Here is a 17,827-nt window from a genome sequence, read left to right on the forward strand (position 1 = left end):
ACTCATGGCCGCCACTCTGATGCAATCTGCGCTGCGCCGTCTGTTCATGCTGTTGGCTGGTTTGCAGCTCAGCGTGGCATTGGCGAGTCCGGTCGAAGGCGTTGCGCCGTTCGACGGCAATATCCCCGCCGCGCGCGACGCTGCCATTGCGGATGCATTGCAAAATGCCGCGCTGTTCAATGGCAGCTCGGTGCGTGCCATTGCATTGAAAGACGGTGATCAGGTCGCCGAAGCGCAGCAGATCCGCTCTGGCGCGGCACCGGGCTCCTATACGCTGTTGCGTGAATGGCAGGCTGGCGGCCTGTATTACGTCGAGATCGAGCCGGGCAAGCCCGCTCCGACGGCGTTGGCACAGAAGGACGCACAAAAGGCTCAGTCCACCAAGACGGCCGCGACGCAACCCGCCACCGAACAGCAAGCGCAAAATACCTGCGCCGCCGCCAGTTACCGACGCCGGGCCCTGATCTCGCCGTTCTGGTTGAGCCAACCCTCACAAGCCAATGACCTTTCCCAAGCCAACGATGGCCTGAAACAACTGCTGGTCGATCGGCTTGGCAATACCGGCCGCTTTCTTGCCGTGTCGGCGCCGAATGAGTTGCCGTTCGCGCCGGTGATCGGGATTGCCGACCCGCAATTGCAACCGGATCAAGTCCGCCAGCTGGCCCGCCGCTATGGCGTGCAGTTCGTGGTGGGCGGCATCGTGCGCGATCTATCAACCGAAGGCGAAACGTATCGCCCGGCCTATGGTCAGGAAGTACGCCCAGGTGAACGCAAGCTCGGCTTGGGCTTGCCGTTGTGGAACTGGCTCGGTGTTGGCATCAAGGCCATGCCGAGCGCACGCAACGTCGATATCGAGCTTTACCTGTTCGATGGCGTTTCTGGCGCGTTGGTTACCCGTCATCGCGCCCAGCAAGTGGCCAGTGGCGATGTCTTGGGCCGGCAAGGCCAACCGGTCAACAGTGCCAGCTTCGTGAATAGCGGTATTGGCCACACCATCACCGCCACGCTCGATCAGCTGGCCGCGCAGTTGGCATCCGATGTGTCCTGCATTCCGTTCTCATCGCGCATCACCCGCGTCGAGGGCCGGCGTGTTTATCTCGATGCCGGTGCCTTGGCCGGCCTTGCGCCGGGCGACAAGCTGCAGCTGTACCGGCTACGCAATGGCCAGAGTGTGGAGAGCGGTAACGGTGACACCGCGCAGCGGCTCGGCATGGTCGAAGACTTGGCCGGCAGCCTGTCGATCTTGCAGGTGCAGCCCTTGTTTGCCATCGCCCAACCGGATGGCGGGCAAGCCGAAGTGGGCGATTTCGCACGGTTTGTGAGTACGGGGAAGGCCAAATGAAACCGATGATCCGTCCGATGATTTGCTTGGCGCTGCTCTTGCTGGCTATTCAGACCGTGGCCGAAGCATCCACCGATGCCGAGCTCAAGTGCCGCTGCCCGCGACGAAGCCCGATTAGGCACATGACCGTCAAGCGGCCAATGCAACACAAGCCGGTCTTGGCCGCTCCCGCCAAGCCAGTCCAATCGGTCGCCCGCATCGTGATGGAGTCCTCGCCGGAGCATCCGGTGCTGCCGGTCGCCAAGACGCGCCGTGACGATCCGCAATGGATGGTGCTGACCAGTGAGCAGCGTTGGCAGCAGTACAGCTATCCCTGACCTCCCGCGGCTCTTGATCCAGATGCGACACCGGCCTAATGCCGGTGTTGTTACGTCCGCTTGACCTTTCCCGGCATCTTTGGCTGCACGTCATGGGTCGGCGTGAGTTGTGCTGCTGCAGCGGGGCGGGCTATGCAGTGATAACTACGCTGACGCAGCAGTCGGAAAATGAATTGATTTCGTCTCCCAAGGATTGCTCATGTTCCCCCTGAAAGACCCCGCGCTGTTCCGCCAGCAAGCCTATCTCGACGGCCAATGGCTCGATGCCGATAGCGGTGAAACCTTTGCCGTCCACAATCCCGCGACCGGCGAAGAAGTTGGCCGCGTGCCGCACATGGGGGCGATCGAGACATATCGCGCTATCGAGGCCGCCAATGTGGCGTGGCACGCATGGCGTCGCAAGACCGCCAAGGAACGCAGCGTATTGTTGCGGCGCTGGCACGAGCTGATGTTGGCGAACGTCGACGATCTGGCCGCGATCATGACCGCTGAGCAAGGCAAGCCGTTGGCCGAATCACGTGGCGAAATCGGTTACGCAGCATCGTTCATCGAATGGTTCGCCGAAGAGGGCAAGCGGGTGAGTGGCGATACGCTGGCCACGCCGGCGGCTGACAAGCGCATCGTTGTGGTCAAGGAACCGATCGGCGTCTGCGCTGCGATCACGCCGTGGAATTTCCCGGCCGCGATGATCACCCGCAAGGTCGGCCCGGCGCTGGCTGCCGGTTGCCCGATCGTGGTCAAGCCGGCGGAGAGCACGCCGTTTTCCGCGCTGGCCTTGGCGGTGTTGGCCGAGCGGGCCGGCATTCCGGCCGGTGTCTTCAACGTGATTACAGGTGATCCGCGCACCATTGGCGGTGAGATGACCGCCAACCCGATCGTGCGCAAGTTGTCGTTCACTGGTTCCACTGCCGTGGGCCGACTGCTGATGGCGCAGAGTGCGCCGACGATCCAGAAGTTGTCGCTGGAACTGGGCGGCAATGCGCCGTTTATCGTGTTCGACGATGCGGATCTGGATGCTGCAGTCGTCGGCGCGATGGCGTCGAAGTACCGCAATGCCGGCCAGACCTGCGTCTGCGCCAACCGCATTTATGTGCAAGACGGCGTGTATGACGCCTTCGCCGCCAAACTGGTTGACGCAGTGCGTCAGCTTAAGGTGGGTAACGGTTTCGAGGCCGGCGTGGAGCAAGGGCCGCTGATCAATATGGCGGCGGTTGAAAAGATCGAATCCCACATCGCCGATGCCGAGGCGCAGGGCGGCAAGGTGCTGATCGGTGGCAAGCGGCATGCGCTCGGCCAGACCTTTTTCGAGCCGACCGTGCTGGTCGGCGCGCATACCGGCATGAAAGTGGCGAAGGAGGAAACGTTCGGCCCGCTCGCGCCGCTATTCCGCTTCAAGACCGACGAAGAAGTGATCGCGATGGCCAACGACACCGAGTTCGGCCTGGCCAGCTATTTCTACAGCCGCGACATCAGCCGTGTCTGGCGTGTGGCCGAGGCGCTGGAGTACGGCATGGTGGGGATCAACACCGGGCTGATTTCGAACGAGGTCGCGCCATTTGGCGGAGTGAAGCAATCCGGACTGGGGCGCGAGGGCTCGCACTACGGCATCGATGACTATCTGGTGATCAAATACATGTGCCTGGGTGGGATGTAGGAATCGTCCCGCCTGTGCATGGTTTTTGTCCCCTCTCCCACTTGTGGGAGAGGGCTAGGGAGAGGGTGACGAAAAGAACACGTCATGTGGCACGACCCTCTCCCCCAGCCCCTCTCCCACAAGTGGGAGAGGGGAGACCACCCCACCAGCCCCAACCCCCACGTTACTTGCAATCCACCTTCTCGACATAAGACCCCCGCAACAGCTCGCTGACCTTGGTCAACTTGCTCGTCTGCTCGTCGGTGGCCTTCTTGATCAGGAAGCTGGTGTGGCGCACGCCGTCGTCGCGTTCGCGCACGATGGCGGATTTAACGCCTTTTTGCTTCAGCTCTTCCAGTCGGCGGTTGCCGGCTTCCTGCGTTGAGAAGATGCCGAGCGAGATGGCGTTCTGCCACTTGCTGCCGTTGTTGACGACGAAATAGTCATCCACGCCAAGCTCTGCGAATTGCTGGGCTTTTTTCTTGGCGGTTTCCAGATCGGCGAGCGGCGGCACGTAGACCCAGTATTTGGCGTTCTGGCTGGCGGGCGTTTCCTGTGCGGTCAGCCCGAGTTGGCGCAGTTTGTCGCGCGCGATATTGGCCTGGTCGCCGGTAATACCGGTCCAGCGCAGACAGAGGGCGCCTTGCGCCTCGGCGACGGGGGCCGGGGTAGCCGGGGCTGGCTTGGGGGCTGGCGTGATAGGGGGCGTGGGTTTCGGCGATGGGGTCGGTTTCGGTGCTGGAGTAGGCGCTGGCGTGACGGCCGGTGTCGCAACCGGCGTTGCAACCGGTGTCGCCGCTGGTGTCGGAACCGCTGTTGCTGCTGGCGTCGGCGCGGTGGTCGGTGAGGCGGTTGGTGATGCAGCAGTTGCCGAGGAGGCGGACGACGCGGCGGGCGCACTCGAATCACCCCCATTGAGATGGGCGATGCGAACCTGCGAGGCGTTCACTTCTGGCGGCCGCTCGCCAACGGGCGCAATTTGCGGCACCCAGCGCGAATAGGCGAAGAACAGCAGGTTGGCGACGAGCAGCAGCGCGAACAGCCATTTCATGGCGTGGGCTCCGGGTGGTTCGCCAACGCGGCGAGGCCGCGCAGCACAAGGTCGGTTTCGAACTGAACCGGTACGGATAACAGCGGCGCGATCCGCTCGGCATCGCCGCCGGACAGCAGTAGGCGGGGTTCTTCGCCGCGCAGCTCGACACGCTGCAGCATGGTTTCGATGCTGGCTGCCAACGCCGTGAGCACACCGGTTTCGATGGCGTCTTCGGTCGAGGTCGGAAAGTCGTGCACGCTGCCGACGGCATCCGGTAAGCGGGCCGTGCCAGCCGCGAGCGAACTCTTCATCAGCCGGTAGCCGGGCAGGATCATGCCGCCGAGGAAGGTGCCATCGGCGGTGACGGCATCGATGGTCAATGCGGTGCCGGCGTTGGCCACGACCAAGGCTTCGCCGGGGTTCAGGCTGCGTGCGCCAAGCACCGCCGCCCAGCGATCCGGCCCTTGTTGTTCCAGCCGGCGATAGCGATTGGTGACGCCCAGTGCTGCCCGGCTGACTTTCAGCCACTGGATCGGCTGCTGCCACAGTTGTGTGCAGGCCACTTCCAGTTGAGTCGTGGCATCCAGCGTTGCGACCGAGCAGCCACGGATAATCGTCGGGGCGGGCAGGGTGGCAAAGCGTTCGGTCAGCAGGTGAAAATCGGGGTGCGGGGCATCGCCACGAACCGCCCAATGGCCGTCCGGCGTAACCAATGCCCATTTGAGGCGCGTGTTGCCCAGATCGAGCAGAAGCTGCGTGACTGGGCCGCTCATGCGCGCCTCAGGCTGACATCGCCAGCATGAACGATGGTTTCGCCGTCTGAGGTGCCAAGTCGCAGCGCACCGTCACTGGTCAGGCCGAGCAGCACGCCGTGCCGGATGCTACCAGCAGGGTCGAGCACGTTCACCGTGGCACCGGTCCAGGCGTGGTGCGCTTCCCAGTTGGCGCGGAAGGCGGCGAAGCCTTCGGCGGCAAAGCGGGTCAGGCCGGCTTCCAGTGCGGCCAGCAGTTGCGCCAGCAAGGTATTGCGGTCGAGCATCAGGCCGCCCTCGCGCAGGCCGGTCGCAGGCTGATCCAGCTTCGCGTCTGGCGCGTCCAGATTCAGGCCGATACCGATGACGGTGGAGACCGGCCCCATTGCGTCGCCGGTGATTTCGATCAGGATGCCGCCGGTTTTCTTCGCGCCGCTGCTGTTTGCATCCAGCAACAGATCGTTCGGCCATTTGAGCTGGATGACACCGACGCCGGCGTGGGTGAGGGCATCAGCGAGGATGCTGCCAACCGCCAGCGGCAGGCCGGCCAGGGTGTTTGCGCCACCGGGGAAGGTCCAGCACAGCGAAAACAGCAGACTGCCGCCGAGCTTGCCTTGCCAGCTCCGGCCCATGCGACCGCGGCCGGCATCTTGCCATTCTGCCGCCAGTACGCGCCCATGCGCCGGGTCGGCAGCGAGCCGCTTGTTGGTCGAATCTGTACTGGGGGCGGTGGCAAATTGCAGGATGCTGCGCTTGCCGAGCAGCTGCTGGATGCGCTCGGCATCGAGCCAGTCGATGTCCTGCGTGAGCCGATAACCCGCGCCGTGGCGGCGCTCCAGCGTCACGCCGAAGTGTTCGGCTTCGGCCAGTGCGGTAGAAACGCTGGCTCGCGATAGGCCGAGTGCATCGGCAATACCGGAGCCAGAGGTGAAACTGGTGGCGTTCAGAAAACGCAAGCAGGCAAGCGTGTGAGTCATGGCCGGGATTGTAGCCGAGCCGGGAATGGATATGAGGCGATTTCAATCGTCGGTATGCCAACGATTGAAAGCCGACTTACAGACTCTCGAGAACGTGATTCTGGTTGGTGTAGATGCAGATATCACCCGCAATCTCGAGCGCCTTCTTGACGACGACTTCCGGCGGCAGGTCGGTGTTGTCGATCAAAGCCTTGGCCGCAGCCTGGGCGAATGCGCCGCCGGAGCCGATGGCGGCGATGCCTTGTTCCGGTTCAAGCACATCGCCATTGCCGGTGATAACCAGCGTGGCGGTCGGGTCGGCGACGATCAGCATCGCTTCCAGCCGGCGCAGCGCCCGGTCGGTACGCCAGTCTTTTGCCAGTTCGACGGCAGCACGGGTCAGCTGGCCCTGATGCTTTTCCAGCTTGGCTTCGAAGCGTTCGAACAGCGTGAATGCATCGGCCGTACCGCCGGCAAAGCCGACGATGACCTTGTCGTGGTACAGCTTGCGCACTTTGCGCGCCGTGCCCTTGATGACGACATTGCCAAGCGTGACCTGGCCGTCGCCGCCAACGCAAACCTTATCGCCACGGCGAACAGAAACAATCGTGGTGCCGTCAAATTGCTGCATGGGTATTTACCGCTGGAAGACTGAGGGATGCGTGGCAGATGGGGGCCATGCGGGCGGTATCAAGCGGGGAGGCCGTTCAAACGGGTACTTCTAGCGTTTGACCAGCGTCATCAAATCCGCGACACCCATCAGCTTGAACAGGCCCGCCACCGGTTCGTTCGCGCCGAGGATGGTCGGCATCTTGCCGGCCTGCATCAGCTCAACGCCGAGATTCAGCATCTGGCCGGCCGTATCGAAATCGACGCGCAGCACGCCGGAGAAATCGAGCACGGGCTTGCTATGCGTGGCGGCAAAAGCGCGAATCTTTGCCAGTGCATCGGCCGCGCCGCCAACCAGATCGCCGGCGAGTTCCAGCCGGTCGGTGACGGGTTCGCCTGATTTTTCGGCTGCTTTTTGCGCGGCGGGTGCTTGCGGCGCTTTGGCTACGAGCTTCGGGTCCCACGACGGCGGCGAGACTTCGAAGGTGACGGCGTAGTCGATGGCGAGGTTTTCAAATGCCTCTTGCTCGCCGCTGGTCTGGGTGATTTCCATCAGCAGCAACCAATAGGGCGCTTCGGCCGGGTGGCGGCGGCCGGATTCGATCTTGCCGGACAACATCTTGGTGACGCTGTCGACGCCTAGCCCTTGCAGTTGAGCGCCCAGCTTGCGCGCGCGTGGCCAGAGTGCCAGCAGCTCGGCGGCGGCCATGCCGTCGATGTCAGTTACGCGACTGAAATCGAGCCGAACCGGCCCGCCGCGTTCGCAAGCTTTCAGAATTTTCTGGATTTCTGCATTCGCGGCATCACCAACCAGTGACGATGGCAGGGTCACGAGGCCGGTAGCAGCCTGTGGTTTGGTCGTTGGGGCGGATTTCATATCGCGCCACAGCGGCGGTGATGTTTCGAATTCGACGACGTATTGCAGCCCCAGCTCGTCGAACGCGGTGTGGTTGCCGGCGATTTGCAGCAAGTCGAACATCAACTGCCACGGGCCGGTCTGGCGGCTGCCCTTGAACGACGGCATGGCCGCTTTCAGGCTATCGATGGCGGCGGCGAGGCGACCGTTGGCATAGAGCACCACGGCTTCTTCTTCGGCCGGGGTTAGTTGCGAGCTGGATTCCTCGACCTCGATGGTCAGCTCGGACAAGTTGTAGCTGGTCGTTTCGCCATGCTGCTCGGCCGGCGTTTGTGCGGCGGGGCGGGGCGCTGGCTGTGCCGGCGTCGCCGGAAAGTCCGACGGCGTGGCAATGCTTGACGTGCTCGCAGCGGATGAACCCGGAGAAAGCGGTTTTACAGGTTCGGAATCTTTTTTGCGGAAAAGGGAAAACGCCACGGTGAAATCGTCCCGGCCGCCAAGCGGCACGTCTGCTAATCGGTTAGTTGGGCCTGATTTTACTGCCAAAATAGCCGCTCAAGCGACTCTTGCCAGTGTTGAAAGGTGCTTTGTCACTGACAGACGGGCTTGACGAAGTCTAAGACGCTGTCATGCGCTTCCCAGCAAGACAGCCAAACCACTATAGTGGTTCCAATTCCACCCTGCTTTGTGATTCATTTTCATGACCGTTCAGCGTTTGCTTACGGCCCTTCGCCGTTGGCGCCGTGCCCTATTTCTTGTTCTTGCCGTTGCCGTCGCTGTGGGGCTCTTGGGGGGCGTTGCGCTGCCCTGGTGGGCCAAGCCCAAACTTGAAGCAGCGCTGTCGGATGTGCTGCACCGGCAGGTGTCGATCGGGCATATCGGCCTGAATCCTTACACGCTGACGGCCACTTTGGACGATCTCAAGGTCGTTGAAGCCGGCCAGGCGGTGTTGGCGGTGGGGCATATCAAGGCCGATCTCGATATCGCATCGATCTGGCGGCGCGGCCCGGTGATCGACGAACTGCTGATCAATGCACCTTACCTGAAGGCGATCCGCCTTAGCGAGCACCAATACAACTGGTCCGACTTGCTGAACCAGCCCGCCAAGCCTGCCAGCGAGCCGTTGCACTTCGCCGTGCACAATATCCGCCTCATCGGCGGCCGGATCGAATTCGACGACCGTCCGCTCAAGCAGACGCACAAGCTGGAAGCGATCGAGCTTGGCGTGCCGTTCATTTCCAATCTGCCGGTCTTCATCGATACCCATGTCGATCCCACATTGGCCTTCAAGCTCGATGGCGCGCCGTTCCGGCTCACGGGCGATACCAAGCCGTTCTCACCCAGCCGTGAGAGCACGCTCAAGTTGGCGCTTACCGATCTGGATATCGCGCGCTATTGGGCCTATCTGCCGACGCCGCCTGCGCTCCAGCTGAATCGCGCCGTTCTGGCGACCGATCTGCGCCTGGTGTTTCGCCAGCAGCCCGCGATGAGCATCTCGCTGGAAGGAGGCGTGAAGCTGCACGATGTCGCGCTCGATGCCAGCGGCCAATCGCTGTTGCGGCTCAAGTCCGCCGACATCGGGTTGGCGCGGGTCGAGCCTTTGGCTGGCGTAGTGCAGCTGAATAAGTTGGCGCTGACTGGGCCCGAGGTCACGGTGAGCCGCGATAAGGCGGGCGAATTGAACTGGCTCGCGGCGCTGAAAACTGCCTATGAGAAAACAGAGGTGAAACCGGAAGCCAAAGCGGCCAGTGCGCCAGCCAAAGCAACGGCCAAGGAAGCGCGCAAGCCGCATTTCGCCATCACGACGCTAACGATCGACCAAGGCAGCATCGACGTGCGCGACGCCACTGTCGATTTCGTCACACGCATCGATGGTATTGCCTTGCATGCCAATGGCCTCGACAGCGCCACCGGCAAGCAAGCCACGGTGAAGCTGGATTTGCACAGCGATGCGTTGGGGCAATGGCACCACGACGGCAAGTTGCAGCTCGCGCCCATCAGCGCCGAGGGCGACCTGACGTTGACCGCCATGCCGCTGGCGGGGCTGGCACCGTTTTACCGTTCACAACTGGCGATTGACCCCATCGGCGGCACCACCGACATCGCCACGCATTATCGCTTCGCCCAACCGGACAACGCCCCGCTGGAACTCAAGCTGGCACATTTGGGCGTCACCGTGCGTGATCTGCTGATCAAGCGGGCCAAAGCCAAGCCAGTGCTGGCTGCCGCCAAAGAGATCAAGGTCGAGAACGTTGGGTTGGACTTGGCGCAGCGGCAGGTCACGCTGGATCGGGTCGCGCTGGCTGCGCCGGTATTGAACGTCACTCGCTTGGCCGATGGTCGTTTTGAATTCGCTACGCTTGCAACATCCACCTCACCAGATCGATCTGCCAAGCACGCCGCCAAACAGGAACCCGCCGCGCCGACCGCGCCGTGGAAAGTCACGCTACAGGAACTCGCCGTCAGCGATGGCGCGGCACAGTTCGAGGACAAAACGCTAGCCGGCACGGTGCCATTACAGCTCAAGCGGGTGGAGTTGTCCGCCAAGCCCTTGCAGTGGCCGCTTGGTGGGCAAACGCAATTGAAGCTGGCGGCGCAAGCGGGGCGGAACGGCACGTTGCAAGTGGATGGTGTCGTGTCGCCAGAGCCGCTCGCCGGCAAGCTGGCGATTCAGGCACGGCAGCTGGATATGGCCTATGCCCAGCCATATTTCAGCCCTCTGCTGAACATCACCCTCGCCAGCGGCCGGCTCTCCACCAAGGGCAACCTGAGCTTCAAACCCGGCCACGCGCATGACCCGATGGCGGTCAGTTATAGCGGCAACGCCAACGTCACCGACTTCTATGCGCTGGACAAGCTCAGCGGTGAAGACTTCCTGAAATGGAAGAGCCTGTATTTCGGCGGCATCGATGTGCAGACCCAGCCGATCAATGTCGGCCTGAAAGAGATCGCGCTGACCGATTTCTACGCCAAGTTGATGCTCTCGCCGCAAGGACGGCTGAATCTGGCGGACATTGTCGTGCACGACCACGCGCCGACGTCGGTGACGGTAGAGGCCAGCGCACCGGCTGCCGCATCAGTGCCGAAGGTGGCTGTTGCCTCTGCTCCGGCGAGTGCTGCCAAGGCGGTGGTGCCCGTCCGCATCGGCAAGATCACCTTGTCCGGCGGCAACATCAATTACACCGATAACTTCGTCAAACCGAACTACACCGCCAACCTGACCGATATGGCTGGCTCGGTCGCCGGTTTGTCGTCGGTGGATGCCACCCGCGCCACGCTGGATTTGCGCGGCAGTATGGATCGCATCGCGCCGGTTACCATCTCCGGCCAGCTGAATCCGCTCGGCAAGGATCTGTTTCTCGATATCCAGGGCGCGGTCAAAGGTTACGAGCTGACTGCTGCGTCGACCTATGCGGCCAAGTACGCCGGCTATGGCATCGAGAAGGGCAAGCTATCGATGGACGTCGGCTACCACATCGAAAACGGCAAGCTGCAAGCGCAGAACCATGTGGTGCTCGATCAGCTCACCTTGGGCGAGACGCCATCCGGCAGCCCGGAAGCGACCAAGCTGCCGGTGAAATTCGCGTTATCGCTGCTGAAAGACCGGCGCGGCCAGATCAACGTGCAGCTGCCGGTGACTGGTTCGTTGGATGACCCGCAGTTCAGCGTCGGCCATATCGTCTGGCAGGCGATTTTCAATGTGCTGACCAAGATCATCACCTCCCCGTTCGATGCGCTGGCCTCGGCTTTCGGCGGCGGGCCGCAGTTCTCGTATGTGGCGTTCGAGCCGGGTATTGCCAAGCTGGAGCAGAAGCAGTTCGACGGCCTGACCAAGCTTTCCGAAGCACTGGCAGACCGGCCGGCCCTGAATCTGGATATCGCCGGCTGGGTCGACCCGGAACTGGATCGTGAAGGGCTCAAGGCGGCGAAACTCGCCAAACTGATGCGGGGCGCCAAGGCCGGCAAGCTCGCGGATAAGGGCGAAGCAGGCGACGAGGCTGCACTGGAAATCAGTGCCGAGGACTATCCAAAGTTATTGGAGCAGGTCTACAAACAGACCAAATTCCCCAAGCCCAAGAACGTTCTCGGCCTGTCGAAATCGCTACCGCCAGAGGAAATGCACAAGCTGCTGCTCGCCAACCTGCCAGTCACCGACGACGACCTCAAGGCGCTCGCCTCGCAACGTGCATTGGCGGTGAAGGACTTCCTGAAAGGTATCGGCGTGCCCGAAGCGCGGTTGTTTCTGGTCAACCCCAAGCTGGATGCGACGGCGAAGGATGGTGAGAAGGACAAGGGGCCGAGCACGCGGGCGATGTTTTCGCTGCACGGGTGAGCTATCACCGTAGCCCGGACGCTTTGCGGCCGGGGGACTCCGTGTGAATGGACCCGGCCGGGTGACTTTTCATGCACTGCCACCCCGGCCGCAAAGCGTCCGGGCTACGGGTTGATCTCCTTCATCCTTGGCGCGATGGGAATGAAAAAGCCGGCTTATGAGCCGGCTTTTTCATTCCGCAAATCGAATGCATCAAAACCCGAGGCTGTTCAAAAACTTGTTGGTAAACCCCAACGTCCCTGCCTGCCCGTAGGTATTGCACGTCGCCAGCGATGGTCCTGGCGCGCAATCGCTGTCGCGGTCGAACGACCACAGATGCACGCCGGCCAGATTGTTTTGCTTGGCAAAGTTCGACATGGTAGCGACGTCTGCCAGCGTAAAGGTTTCATCCTGAACGTCGTTGCCACCGATCATTGGTGTCAGTTCGATCTGGCTGAACGGCACGCCGTAGCCGTTATGCAGGTTGATCGCCGCCTGATTGGCCGATTTGCCCATGTCGCACTTGCCGTTGTTCCCGATCACGCAATTGGCCGGCGTCGCTGCGCCGTAGTCCATCACCATCAGGTTGATGGTGTAATTGCTTAGCCCGTAGGTCTTGATGGCGTTCAGCACCATCACGCCTGTAGCGCTCAAGCCGAGTGTCGAGCTGCCGCCCAGCGTTGCCAGCGAGAAGCTGAAGCGCAAACGCGGATAGGTGCGTTGCGCCACGATCACGCGCTGGACCAGATTGTTGATCACGTCCTGGCTTTGGCCGGCTTCGAGGTCGAAATCGATGCCCAGCAGATTGCTGGAATAGTAGGTCTTGATAAAGCGCTCAAACCCCTGGTCGCTGCCGCAGGTAAACGCGCCCGAGGTACTGCCGGTCGAGATGACGTAGGTTTTGCCGTTGCTCAGGAAGCGCTGGATGTTGGCGTTGGCGATGGTATTCGGTAACGGCCCGCCCCAGCTCTCGAAGCCGCACTCGCCGACGGCGAAGGCCCAGGTCAGGGTCTTGAGCCGGCTTGGCATCACGTTCACGACCGGTTGCCTTGTACCCGCCACAGTCGTCGAGATCGCCGCCGTGTTCCAGTCCATATTCAGCGCGATGTCTTTGTAGACGCTGAACACGAAGTCGCCGACCGCTGGCGCGCCGCTTGGCCGGGGGGTGAGCACGGGGGTCAGTGTTGCATCGGGCACAGGCGTGATGACGGGGGCTGGTGTCGGCGTGCTGCTGTGATCCGCGCCAAGGTCAGTCCACAAGCTGTTGAGGGTGGGGTTCCAGCCGGCGCTGCTGAAGTCGGTCTGATTGACCAGCGCCTGATAATTGTGACCGTTGTAGAAAACGATCGTACCGGCCGCGTAATAGGTATCCGGCCCCCAGGCAGGATAGGTGGCAGCGATAGCGCCGGTGGCGGCCAGGACCGGCAAGGCCACCAGTGCAAATTTTGTACATGCGCGCATCAAGAAAGTCACAGCGCTTTTCTCCAGATATTGCCCGTTGCGATATGCCGCGACAGGCCAAGAATACGGAGTATGGAGAAAGACGGATTTCAGTCAATGACTTTGCTTGTAAGGCGTATACCCTAGGGTGACCTTCTCCCCTCGCCCATTCATGGGAGAGGGGCCGGGGGAGAGGGGGGTGCCAAGTGCAAAGTCCAATTCACGCGCCACTTCCCTCACCCAATCAACTGAATCCCAGGCAGTTCCGCCACGCAAACCTCGCGCACGATCGCCACGAAATCTTGCAGATAAGCGGTATGGGCGCGGTCGTCCAGCACGGCGGCATTCAGCTCGGCGCGCAGGCCGTTGGCAGTGATGGGGCGGGCTGCGACGTAATCGCGTTCCAGATAATGCTGCACGCTCCAACCCGGCAGGGCGGCGATGCCACGCCGGCTGGCAACGAGCTGCAAGATGGCGACGGTTAGCTCGGTGGTGCGGCGCTTCGGGTTCACGCCGGCCGGTTTGAGCACTTGGCGGATCAGGTCAAGCATCTCGTCCGGCACCGGATAGGTGATCAGCGTTTCGCCCGCAAAATCCTCGGCGGCAAGGAATGGCTTGGTTGCCAGCGGATGATCGCGCGCCAGCAGACCGACCATGTCATAGGCGAACAGCGGCAGATGGGCGATGCCGCTTTCGGCCTCCGGCACCGACACGATGGCCAGATCGGCGCGGTCTTCGAACAGTAACTGCACCGGGTCGGCATGAAAGCCGGAGACGATATCCAGCTCCACCTCCGGCCAGCGCTCACGGAAGGTATCCATCGCCGGCATCAGCCAATCGAAGCAGGTATGGCATTCCACCGCGATGCGCAGGCTGCCGGCTTCACCCTCGCGCAGCTTGGCGATATCACGCTCGGCGTTTGCGATCTGCGGCAACACCAGATCGGCCAGCTGCACCAGTTTGTCCCCCGCAGGCGTGAGCTTGAGCGGCGCGGTCTTGCGGGCAAACAGCGGCAAGCCGTAATGCTCTTCCAGTAGCCGCAACTGATGCGATAGCGCGGACTGGGTCAGGAACAGCCGCTCCGCCGCGCGGGTGAGATTGCCGGCATCGCGAATCGCCGCGAGCGTTTTCAGGTGGCGCAATTCCAGTAGCGATTGCATGAGTGGCTCTCAGTGAAATCGTGAAAATAATGAGTTTGAATCATAAAGACCGGGCGAGGATCATGCAAACCATATTCATTGATATCGAGGTTTGTCATGACTGCTGCTCATGTTTTGGGTTTTCCCCGCATCGGCGCCCAGCGCGAACTCAAGTTCGCCGTCGAGTCGTTCTGGCGCGGTGAGATCGCCGAAGCCGAACTTGCCGCGATTGGCAGCACGCTGCGCCGCCGTCACTGGCAATGGCAGAAGGATGCCGGGCTGGATGTGGTCACGACTGGCGACTTCGCGTGGTACGACCAGATGCTCAATACCGCCGCACTGCTCGGTGCCTTGCCGGCCCGCTTCGGCTTCGATGCCAAGTCGCTCACACTCAAACAGTATTTCGAACTGGCTCGCGGCAACGTGGATCAGCCGGCGCTGGAAATGACCAAGTGGTTCGATACCAACTACCACTATCTGGTGCCGGAACTGGATGCCGACACGCGCTTCGACGGCGGTGTGGACTGGTTCTTCTACGAGCTGGAAGAAGCCCGCTCGCAAGGCTATGACGTGAAGCCGGCGCTGATCGGCCCGCTGACTTTCCTCTATCTCGCCAAGAGCAAGAGCACCGGTTTCGACAAACTCGGCCTCGCCAGTCGCATCGTGCTGGCCTATCGCCGTATCTTGGAAAAGCTCGCCGCGCAGGGGGTGGAATGGGTGCAGATCGACGAGCCGATCCTGGCGCTGGAACTCGACCTGGCATGGCGCGATGCCTTCGCCCCGATCTATCGCGAATTCGCCCATGCCGGTGTGAAGCTGCTGCTGACCACTTACTTCGATAGCGTCGCGGCGCATACCGATCTGCTCGCCACCTTGTTGGTGGCTGGCGTGCACGTCGATCTGGTGCGTGCGCCGCAACAGCTTGATGCGCTGCTGGCGGTCTGGCCGCAAGACAAGGTGCTATCGGCCGGCGTGATCGATGGCCGCAATATCTGGGCGGCCGATCTTTCCGCCAAGCTCGCGCAACTCGAAACCGCCAAGACCAAACTGGGCGACAAGTTGTGGGTGAGTGCCAGCTCGTCGCTGCTGCACACGCCGGTCGATCTGGCGCAGGAAGACCAACTGGATGCCGAACTCAAAGGCTGGCTGGCCTTTGCCAAACAGAAGCTGGACGAGATCGTCGTCCTCAAACGGGCGTTGAATGAAGGTCGTGCTGCCGTCGCCACACAACTGGCCGCCAGCGACAAGGCCGCTGCCTCGCGCCGTAGCTCCGCCCGCATCCACAACCCGGACGTTGGCAACAGGGTGGCGGCGCTGACTGCTGCCGATTCGCAACGGGATAGCATCTACGCCGTGCGTGCCGATGCGCAGCGGGCGTGGCTCAAGCTGCCGGTGTTGCCGACTACGACCATCGGCTCCTTCCCGCAAACCAGGGAAATCCGCGCCGCTCGTGCCGCCTTCAAGCGTGGGGCGTTGCCGGAAGAACAATACGTCGCCGCGATGCAGGCCGAGATCAAACGGGTGGTCGACAAGCAGGAAGCGCTGGGGCTGGATGTGCCGGTGCATGGCGAGGCGGAGCGTAACGACATGGTCGAATACTTCGGCGAGCAGCTGTCCGGCTTCACCTTTACCCGCTTTGGCTGGGTGCAAAGCTACGGTAGTCGCTGCGTGAAACCGCCAGTGATCTTCGGCGACGTGAGCCGCCCGGCACCGATGACGGTCGAGTGGAGCCGCTACGCCCAATCGCTGACTATCAAGCCAATGAAGGGCATGCTCACCGGCCCGGTGACCATCCTGCAGTGGTCGTTTGTGCGCGACGACCAGCCGCGTGAGCAGACTTGCCTGCAAATCGCGCTGGCGATCCGGGATGAAGTGGTCGATCTGGAGCGCGCCGGTATCAAGGTCATCCAGATCGACGAACCCGCTTTCCGCGAAGGCTTGCCGCTCAAGCGCAGCGATTGGGATACCTATCTGGAATGGGCCGGCCGTGCTTTCCGTGTCTCCGCCAGCGGGGTCGAGGATGCCACGCAGATCCACACCCACATGTGCTACTCGGAGTTCAACGACATCCTGCCCGCCATCGCCGCGATGGATGCCGATGTGATCACCATCGAAACCAGCCGCTCGGATATGAAATTGCTGGAAGCGTTCGGCACCTTCCAATACCCGAACGAAATCGGCCCCGGCGTCTACGACATCCACAGCCCACGCGTGCCACCCGTGAACGAGATGCTGCGGCTGATCGCCAAGGCATTGGACGTCGTCCCGGCCGAGCGCTTATGGATCAACCCCGACTGCGGCTTGAAAACCCGTGGTTGGCCGGAGACGGAAGCGGCGCTGGCCAACATGCTGGCCGCAACGCGTGAGGCGCGGGCGGCGATTGCGGAGGGGCGCAAGTTGGTCGTGCAAGCGGCTGAGCATGGTCACTTGCATGCAGAGCACGCGTGTGGCTGCGGGCATTGAACCGGTTCGTGCAGGGCGAGTGGAAGTGGCCTTGTCCGGCGGGTTACGCCGCAAGCGGCTAACCCGCCCTACGATATTGGGTAGGAGCGAGCTTGCTCGCGATGGCGGCGGTAAATGAACCATCGCCATCGCGAGCAAGCTCGCTCCTACAGGGAACTCCACGCTTGAGAAAGCATTAGAACTGGTGACGAGGGGCTTGGGGTATTTGGAGAGTTAACGCACTACCTAGGTCGCCGCTGTCGGCTCCGTTAGTGCCCCAAAGTCCAGATTGCTTGGCGCATCCAGCACTTGTTGCGCCAATGCCCCGGTTTCCTCGGTATCGGTGTCGACAATCTCGAGCTTGAAACCAGCCGCCCCAGCCGTACCGGTTCCAACCACAAAGAAGCCGAAATTGACGGTGTCCGCCTCATCCGGCACCTGCAATACGACTTCCGCCAGCGTCCAATCCTGCGTGCCGTGAAGAGGCCGGTTGTCCATGTTATCGAAGCGGATGCCTCGCGTATGGCGGCTATCCACGCGCATCCACATTTGTACTTTGAGGGCGTGCGCGCAGCATAAATTGGCGGTCAAGCGTAGGCGCTTGCCGCGATAGCTGCCGGCTTTGACGGCTTGCATCAGCGTGCCAAAGCCCGGGTCTTGGTTATAAATCCGGCTTGCTTCCTCGTTGAGGGAGCAACGAATCACGGCCGGGTGTTGCCCGTGATGCATGCGGGACGTATCCACGCCCATGAGGTAGATATCGGGCCGCGAACCTGCCTTTGTCCATCCTTCCGGCATCGGCAGGTCTTGGGGCGCGGCGGTTGGCGCATCCACTTCGATCCTGGCCGCCAGCACATTCCAGTTGTCACATTCAAACAGCCGGGCGATGACGTCGAGGCATTCGCCGTGGCCCAGTTCGATGTCTTTTTGCGCCAAGGACTGACGCAACGATTTCGCCATCAATTTGGCGTCGCGATAGGTACGCATGAGGAAATC

Annotated in this window: 13 protein-coding genes; 5 read left to right on the forward strand and 8 right to left on the reverse strand. The window is 62.0% G+C overall.

What is annotated here, in order from left to right:
• Positions 1-4: 4 nt before the first annotated feature.
• The 3 genes from BR41_RS10300 (at position 5) to gabD (ending at position 3,313) form a co-directional block, all read left to right on the forward strand.
• Complete coding sequence (locus BR41_RS10300; protein WP_035055890.1) at positions 5-1,342, forward strand: flagella assembly protein FlgT middle domain-containing protein; 1,338 nt, start codon at positions 5-7, stop codon at positions 1,340-1,342.
• Positions 1,339-1,659 (forward strand): hypothetical protein, encoded by a 321-nt coding sequence (locus tag BR41_RS10305; protein ID WP_156970642.1) that lies wholly within the window; start codon positions 1,339-1,341, stop codon positions 1,657-1,659. Before BR41_RS10300 ends, BR41_RS10305 begins: the two co-directional genes overlap by 4 nt.
• A 199-nt stretch (positions 1,660-1,858) precedes the next feature.
• Positions 1,859-3,313, forward strand: coding sequence for an NADP-dependent succinate-semialdehyde dehydrogenase (gene gabD / locus BR41_RS10310; protein WP_035055893.1), 1,455 nt, complete (start codon positions 1,859-1,861; stop codon positions 3,311-3,313).
• A 163-nt stretch (positions 3,314-3,476) separates the two neighbouring features.
• Here the strand turns inward: gabD and BR41_RS22890 are convergent, their stop codons facing one another.
• The 5 genes from BR41_RS22890 to BR41_RS10335 all read right to left on the reverse strand — a co-directional run bounded on the left by BR41_RS22890 (position 3,477) and on the right by BR41_RS10335 (position 7,975).
• On the reverse strand, positions 3,477-4,343 hold the full coding sequence (locus BR41_RS22890; protein WP_051710647.1) for an SPOR domain-containing protein: 867 nt from the start codon (positions 4,341-4,343) through the stop codon (positions 3,477-3,479).
• On the reverse strand, positions 4,340-5,098 hold the full coding sequence (locus BR41_RS10320; protein ID WP_035055895.1) for a type III pantothenate kinase: 759 nt from the start codon (positions 5,096-5,098) through the stop codon (positions 4,340-4,342). The genes BR41_RS22890 and BR41_RS10320 overlap by 4 nt, the downstream gene beginning before the upstream one ends.
• On the reverse strand, positions 5,095-6,054 hold the full coding sequence (locus BR41_RS10325) for a biotin--[acetyl-CoA-carboxylase] ligase (RefSeq protein WP_035055897.1): 960 nt from the start codon (positions 6,052-6,054) through the stop codon (positions 5,095-5,097). The genes BR41_RS10320 and BR41_RS10325 overlap by 4 nt, the downstream gene beginning before the upstream one ends.
• Before the next feature lie 76 nt (positions 6,055-6,130).
• Positions 6,131-6,664: an ATP-dependent protease subunit HslV gene (gene hslV, locus BR41_RS10330; RefSeq protein ID WP_035055899.1), complete on the reverse strand. Its 534-nt coding sequence runs from the start codon at positions 6,662-6,664 to the stop codon at positions 6,131-6,133.
• Between the two features lie 90 nt (positions 6,665-6,754).
• Entirely contained in the window at positions 6,755-7,975 is a 1,221-nt protein-coding gene (locus BR41_RS10335) for an STAS domain-containing protein (protein ID WP_156970643.1), read from the reverse strand.
• Between the two features lie 223 nt (positions 7,976-8,198).
• Here BR41_RS10335 and BR41_RS10340 point away from each other — a divergent pair, with 223 nt between their 5' ends.
• Positions 8,199-11,831, forward strand: a complete 3,633-nt coding sequence (locus tag BR41_RS10340) for a DUF748 domain-containing protein (RefSeq protein ID WP_035055902.1) — start codon at positions 8,199-8,201, stop codon at positions 11,829-11,831.
• Positions 11,832-12,023: 192 nt separating this feature from the next.
• Here the strand turns inward: BR41_RS10340 and BR41_RS10345 are convergent, their stop codons facing one another.
• Together BR41_RS10345 and BR41_RS10350 are read right to left on the reverse strand one after the other, a co-directional pair.
• Complete coding sequence (locus tag BR41_RS10345; protein ID WP_084186998.1) at positions 12,024-13,271, reverse strand: carbohydrate-binding protein; 1,248 nt, start codon at positions 13,269-13,271, stop codon at positions 12,024-12,026.
• Positions 13,272-13,486: 215 nt separating this feature from the next.
• The gene (locus tag BR41_RS10350) at positions 13,487-14,410 is read right to left on the reverse strand and encodes a LysR family transcriptional regulator (RefSeq protein ID WP_035055904.1); all 924 of its coding nucleotides are present in this window, start codon (positions 14,408-14,410) and stop codon (positions 13,487-13,489) included.
• Between the two features lie 96 nt (positions 14,411-14,506).
• Here BR41_RS10350 and metE point away from each other — a divergent pair, with 96 nt between their 5' ends.
• On the forward strand, positions 14,507-16,852 hold the full coding sequence (gene metE, locus BR41_RS10355) for a 5-methyltetrahydropteroyltriglutamate--homocysteine S-methyltransferase (protein WP_051710649.1): 2,346 nt from the start codon (positions 14,507-14,509) through the stop codon (positions 16,850-16,852).
• Between the two features lie 225 nt (positions 16,853-17,077).
• Here the strand turns inward: metE and BR41_RS10360 are convergent, their stop codons facing one another.
• Complete coding sequence (locus BR41_RS10360; protein ID WP_051710651.1) at positions 17,078-17,818, reverse strand: glyoxalase superfamily protein; 741 nt, start codon at positions 17,816-17,818, stop codon at positions 17,078-17,080.
• Between the last annotated feature and the right edge of the window lie 9 nt (positions 17,819-17,827).

This window comes from Andreprevotia chitinilytica DSM 18519, from assembly GCF_000711875.1.
Classification (GTDB): domain Bacteria; phylum Pseudomonadota; class Gammaproteobacteria; order Burkholderiales; family Chitinibacteraceae; genus Andreprevotia; species Andreprevotia chitinilytica.